This is a genomic window from Lachnoclostridium sp. Marseille-P6806 (assembly GCF_964238185.1).
GTDB lineage: Bacteria > Bacillota > Clostridia > Lachnospirales > Lachnospiraceae > Brotaphodocola.
This window is the reverse complement of the sequence record NZ_CAXSLG010000017.1, coordinates 1-5,237: the sequence shown is the minus strand read 5'-3', so window position 1 is coordinate 5,237 and position 5,237 is coordinate 1. Positions and strand designations below refer to the sequence as shown.

Here is a 5,237-nt window from a genome sequence, read left to right as displayed (position 1 = left end):
AATCGGCTCTGCCCAGAATAACTAATGACATATCTTATATCAGTTTTTTGAATTTACACAAAACTTGAAACGGTCTCTCTTCGTGATATTGTCAATATTAGTTGACACATTTCGCCCAAGGATATCACTGACTATGCTGCCAGCTCCAAATCTTCATAATACTTCCTGCGTTTTATCATAGGAGGAAGCCCGCCATTGGCAGAGCAGATCCTCCGGTTATTCCAGTAACTGTGGAAATATCTCCAAATGAGTATTTTTAATTCCTCTACTGTCATCTGCTTTGTGTCATAACGGCTGTAGAGAAGTTCCGTCTTCATTCTGGCCCACATGCTCTCGCAGCGGGCATTATCATGGCAGCGTCCTCCGGCACTGTTCATGCTTTGATGGATGTGGTACTTCCGGATGGTCTGGCGGTAGGCCTCACTGGTATACTGGGTTCCACGGTCACTATGGATGATCGTGCCTTCCAGTGCAGGATAAGCAGTCAGGGCGCTTTCCAGTGTATGGATACACAGATCTGCTTTCATGGTTGTTTCCATTGCCAGACCAAGGACACTAAGATCAAAGCAGTCGAAGATCGCAGATACATACAATTTCCCATTGGAGGCCGGGATCTCCGTGATATCTGTAATACATTTTTTCAGTGGGGCATCTGAATGAAAATCCCGCTTCAGCAAATCATCCGATTTCATAGCCTCCCGGTCTGCCTTTGTAATTCCGTTCGGTTTTCGCTTTGGCCGATGGCTCAGGCCAATCTGCTCCATAACCCGGTATATGGTTCTCTCGTTGGGAATTGATACTCCTTCGGGCTGCTTCAGGCACAGCGCCTGATACATTCGGAGCCGTCCGGATAACGTATAATTAATTTCGCAAATTCAATTTTATAAAAATAGACATGGTCTATAGCCGTTTGGTAGAATAAAGTTACCACACAAAATTCACCATAGGAGGTATAGAACCATGTCTGATAACATTATACAACTCAATGAAGATTTAATAAAGCACGATTTAAAGGATCTTGTCCGCAGCAGCGTCGAAGAAACTCTGAATGCTCTGCTTGATAAAGAGGCTGACGAACTCGTAAATGCCCAGAAATATGAGCGTTCTACTGACCGTCAGGGATATCGATCCGGCCATTACAAGCGAAATTTCCAGACTACTGCCGGTGACGTAGAATTAAAAGTTCCAAAGCTGAAAGGAGTTTCATTTGAAACTGCCATTATCGAACGCTACCGCCGCAGGGAATCTTCTATTGAAGAAGCTTTGATTGAAATGTATCTGGCAGGCGTTTCCGTACGGCGTGTCGAAGATATCACGGAAGCTTTGTGGGGAACAAAAGTATCCCCAGGAACCATCAGTAATCTCAATAAAAAGGCATATGAGCATATTGAAACCTGGCGTACACGCCCACTGGTTGGCAGCTATCCGTATGTCTATGTTGATGGTGTCTATCTGAAACGCAGTTGGGGTGGCGAAATTCAAAACGTTTCTATCCTTGTTGCTATTGGAGTCAGCAACGATGGCTGCCGTGAGATTATTGGTGCAGCTGAAGGTATGAAAGAAGACAAGGAAAGCTGGCGTTCCTTCTTTTGCGAAACAGTGGTTTGCGAAACTGCAAAAAGATGGCAGAGGTTTTAGTACTATCAGCAGTGTGCGAGGTGTTATCAAACCCGCATTTCAGATGGCGTGCGATGAGGATGCCGTCAGAAAGAATCCGTTCATCTTCAAGTTGACGGATGTGGTGGTCAATGATACGGTGCCGAGAGCTGCACTCACCGAGGAACACTTGGGAATCTGGATGAATTTCATTGAGAAAGACAACACCTACTGCAAATACTACGATGAGTTCGTGGTACTTTTGGAAACCGGCATGAGAGTCAGCGAGTTCTGCGGTCTTACCCGAAAAGATCTGGATTTCAAAAATCGTAGAATTCGTGTGGATCACCAGCTGATTCGTCGTGAGCGTGGCGGAAAATACTATGTTGAGGAAACCAAGACAAGCAGCGGCCGCCGCTTTCTGCCGATGAATGAAACGGTGTATGACTCTTTGAAAAAGATGCTGGAGCGCCGCCCTACGGTCAAGGCAGAGCCTATGGTAGACGGTTACAGCGGCTTCATCATGCTGGACAAGAACGGAAATCCGAAAGTAGCCTTACACATCGAAAACGAGATGCGCTGGGCAATGAAGAAGTACAAGAAGCTTCATCCGGACAGCCCTCTGCCGCACATCACCCCTCATGTGTTCCGACACACCTTCTGCACGAACTATGCAAACGACGGCATGGACATTAAAAACCTTCAGTACCTGATAGGTCACTCGGATGCGGGTGTGACACTGAATGTTTACACCCACGCAAGCTACGCACACGCTGCGGAGCAGATGGCGGAGATTTCAAAGTTCCGCCATTCCCCTGAAGTGAAAAAAGACAGGGGTTTTGCTGTTGGATAAACAGCAAGTATGGTGGCAGCAGCTTAAGGTTACTACACCATTTACTACACCACTTGGTGGTGTAGTTACATAGATTTATAGAGACTTATGAAAAATTGAAGAAAAGCCGAAAGCCAGAAAAACCCTGTAATATCAGCGTTTTCGAGGCTTATGGAGGAATATAGAGATTATGATAAAAGTGCTTTTTATTTGCCACGGCAGGATTTACTGTTCGTGAGAAAAAGTCTTAAATCGTCTTAAATACTTCTATAAATAGCATTTCTTGTGTTCAATTCTCGATTTTACCAATGATTTACCAATATTTCTGGAGAGTCAGACTTGCAGAAACAACAAACCAGAATGAGGAGATTAAAAATATGAGCGGATTAAAGAAACACATTTATGAAGAGAAAAACGGACTGCATTACACTCTGAATGGAGATTATTATTTACCAGATTTGAAATTGCCGGAGGAACACCGCCCTATCGGAAAGTACGGACGGATGCACCGGGAATATTTAAGAGAAGTCCACCCAGCCAGATTGAATACATTGACCCTGACAGGGGAATTATGGACATATCTTGCAGATCTGAACGAACAGGCACAGAAGCGATTAGATACAATCATAGAGCAGATGAAAGCTGCTGAGGGGGTCACAGAAGAATTAAAGAGTATCTGTCAGATGGAATGGGTGCAGCGTTGCAATAACATTCACAATCGGGCAGAAGAAATTGTTTTGCATGAGATGATTTATTCATAACGGTATGGTAGAATGATTATGATAAATCGGAGTTTGACGAGGTAAAAGAATATGAATGGAAAACATCTATTTCTTACATCTGCAGGGTTGACCGATAAGATGAAAGAGAAATTCTTTGATATTATTGGAAAGTGTCCGAAGGATGTGAAAGTGCTTTATATTCCAACAGCTGGCATTGAAACAGATGGTGCAAGAGAGTCGCTTGCAATATGTTTTCATGAACTCTTTCTAATGGGAATTCAGTACGAAAATATATTAGTGTACAATCTGGAATTAATTCTTTCAAAAGACTATCAAAGAACCTATTCTTCGTATGTTACAACCCCGTTTATGCTTACAAGGCTATTAACTTTTGAAGAATTAAACCAATTTGATGCTGTTTTTGTCAGTGGTGGTGATGTATCTGTGCTTTGTCGTGAAATGTCTAGAACTGGTTTTGATAGAATACTTAATAATGCAATTAAAAACGGACTTATATATGTCGGAATCAGTGCAGGAAGTATGTATGCGGCGGGAAATTTAACAGATGGATTACATATTATTGACAATCCTATTATCCCCCATTGGAATGGTTCTGAAACAACAGTATTACCGAACGGCAAAGATGAGATTAAGCTTGCTGATGGAAAAGCTGTTTATGTAGAGGATAATTACATGAGTGTAATATGATGCACATGTAGGATTAGTCAAATTCCAATTTGCGAGGATGAACACTTATGAAAGAAAAAAGCAAAAGTGAAGTTTCAATAATAGGTGGTGCAGATGGCCCAACAAGTATTTTTATAGCTGGCAGAACACGGAAAAAGCCTCTAAAAGTAAGGATACGAAATATTATCTACAGATATAGACGTAAGATAGTAGAGAAGAAAGTGGTTGCAGATTCACATACTCTTGATGAATTGGTACAATATGCAATGAATACCTACAATCTAATTGAAACTAATTCAACTGAGAGAAAATATATTGAACAACAAAAAAACCTAAAGGAGAGTTTGATTTTACAGCATAAACCAGAAGTTTTAGGTGAAATGAAGGATATTCCAAAGCCGGATGCTTCTAATGAAGAATCTGTCAGAGAATATTTTTGTAAAATAAAGACTCGAAGCGAAATGATTGCCGAAATGCCAGATAATGTAATTCCTATGAACTTTCATCTATATGAAATAAGAATCGGTGATGATTCTCTTGAGATGGAGATAGATTATATTTGGAATATATTCGGTATATCTTATTCTGGAAACAAGAAAGTAATGAAACAGTTTGAGAAAATTTCAAAAGATTTGTATATCTATTATGGTGTTAGTGAAGATGATATTAAGAAAAAGACAGAAAGATATTTATCATTGGTAACGGCATTAAGTTCATAAATTCCAGCCTGTCTTTCTGAAATTTCAACTGAATAACCACAGCATAAACCGCTGCTACATGGAAGCTAACACAACCATGCAACAGCGGTTTTTTGTTACCGTTTTTTCCTCTGGCTGATAGGCGTTCCCATTTTCTTTGATTTTTTGAGAATCCGAATGAGCCAGCGGAATTCTTCTTCCGACAGATTTTTATAGTTGATACCGAGTTGCTTGCAATAAAGGATGACCAGCTTTTCATCCCGACTACCCTTGAAATTTTCGACCGCTTCCAGATTTTCTTTCAGTTCATCGGCAACGGTGGTCTGTGGGGCACTTTCACTATCCTTTTTGTGGGCTTCCCGAATATCCCGGATAATGAGGTTGAGATCATCCAGCACCATGTGGCTGAAATATTCATCATCGCTGATATGGGCGGCTTGTAGCACTTTCAAATGGGGGTCATCTTCGCCGGGGCGATACCGTTCAATGATTTCATGCCGGACAGTGTCGACAAGTGCATTGAGGTTTTGAATCTGCATGGTGGCAATCCCGTCCACATAAATCTCAATATCTGCAAGAAACTTGATAAAATCTTTATGTGTGGCAAGCTCACAGAGCAGACGGTGAGACCGTTTCAAGTTTTGTGTAAATTCAAAAAACTGATATAAGATATGTCATTAGTTATTCTGGGCAGAGCCGATT

General features: G+C 41.5%; 4 protein-coding genes and 3 pseudogenes. 5 read left to right on the top strand and 2 right to left on the bottom strand.

Translation table 11 applies throughout. The features are described 5' to 3' along the window. Positions 1-131: 131 nt before the first annotated feature. Positions 132-848: pseudogene (locus tag ACESON_RS15085) on the bottom strand (IS3 family transposase); the annotation flags it as partial. 112 nt (positions 849-960) lie between these two features. Here ACESON_RS15085 and ACESON_RS15080 point away from each other — a divergent pair. The 5 genes and pseudogenes from ACESON_RS15080 to ACESON_RS15060 form a co-directional block, all read left to right on the top strand. Further along, a pseudogene (locus tag ACESON_RS15080) lies at positions 961-1,587 on the top strand (transposase); the annotation flags it as partial. 169 nt (positions 1,588-1,756) lie between these two features. Beyond that, positions 1,757-2,449: a site-specific integrase gene (locus ACESON_RS15075; protein ID WP_373110741.1), complete on the top strand. Its 693-nt coding sequence runs from the start codon at positions 1,757-1,759 to the stop codon at positions 2,447-2,449. A 356-nt stretch (positions 2,450-2,805) separates the two neighbouring features. Continuing rightward, entirely contained in the window at positions 2,806-3,189 is a 384-nt protein-coding gene (locus tag ACESON_RS15070) for a TnpV protein (protein ID WP_025579824.1), read from the top strand. 51 nt (positions 3,190-3,240) lie between these two features. Further along, positions 3,241-3,858, top strand: coding sequence for a Type 1 glutamine amidotransferase-like domain-containing protein (locus ACESON_RS15065; RefSeq protein ID WP_005930833.1), 618 nt, complete (start codon positions 3,241-3,243; stop codon positions 3,856-3,858). Between the two features lie 47 nt (positions 3,859-3,905). Then, positions 3,906-4,556: a hypothetical protein gene (locus ACESON_RS15060; protein ID WP_373110737.1), complete on the top strand. Its 651-nt coding sequence runs from the start codon at positions 3,906-3,908 to the stop codon at positions 4,554-4,556. A 95-nt stretch (positions 4,557-4,651) separates the two neighbouring features. Here ACESON_RS15060 and ACESON_RS15055 read toward each other — a convergent pair. Then, positions 4,652-5,164, bottom strand: a pseudogene (locus tag ACESON_RS15055) (transcriptional regulator); the annotation flags it as partial. Positions 5,165-5,237 lie beyond the last annotated feature (73 nt).

Bases quoted from the DNA above. Each gene is read 5' to 3' on its own strand.
- ACESON_RS15070 (WP_025579824.1), top strand. From the start codon at position 2,806: ATGAGCGGATTAAAGAAACACATTTATGAAGAGAAAAACGGACTGCAT.
- ACESON_RS15060 (WP_373110737.1), top strand. From the start codon at position 3,906: ATGAAAGAAAAAAGCAAAAGTGAAGTTTCAATAATAGGTGGTGCAGAT.
- ACESON_RS15065 (WP_005930833.1), top strand. From the start codon at position 3,241: ATGAATGGAAAACATCTATTTCTTACATCTGCAGGGTTGACCGATAAG.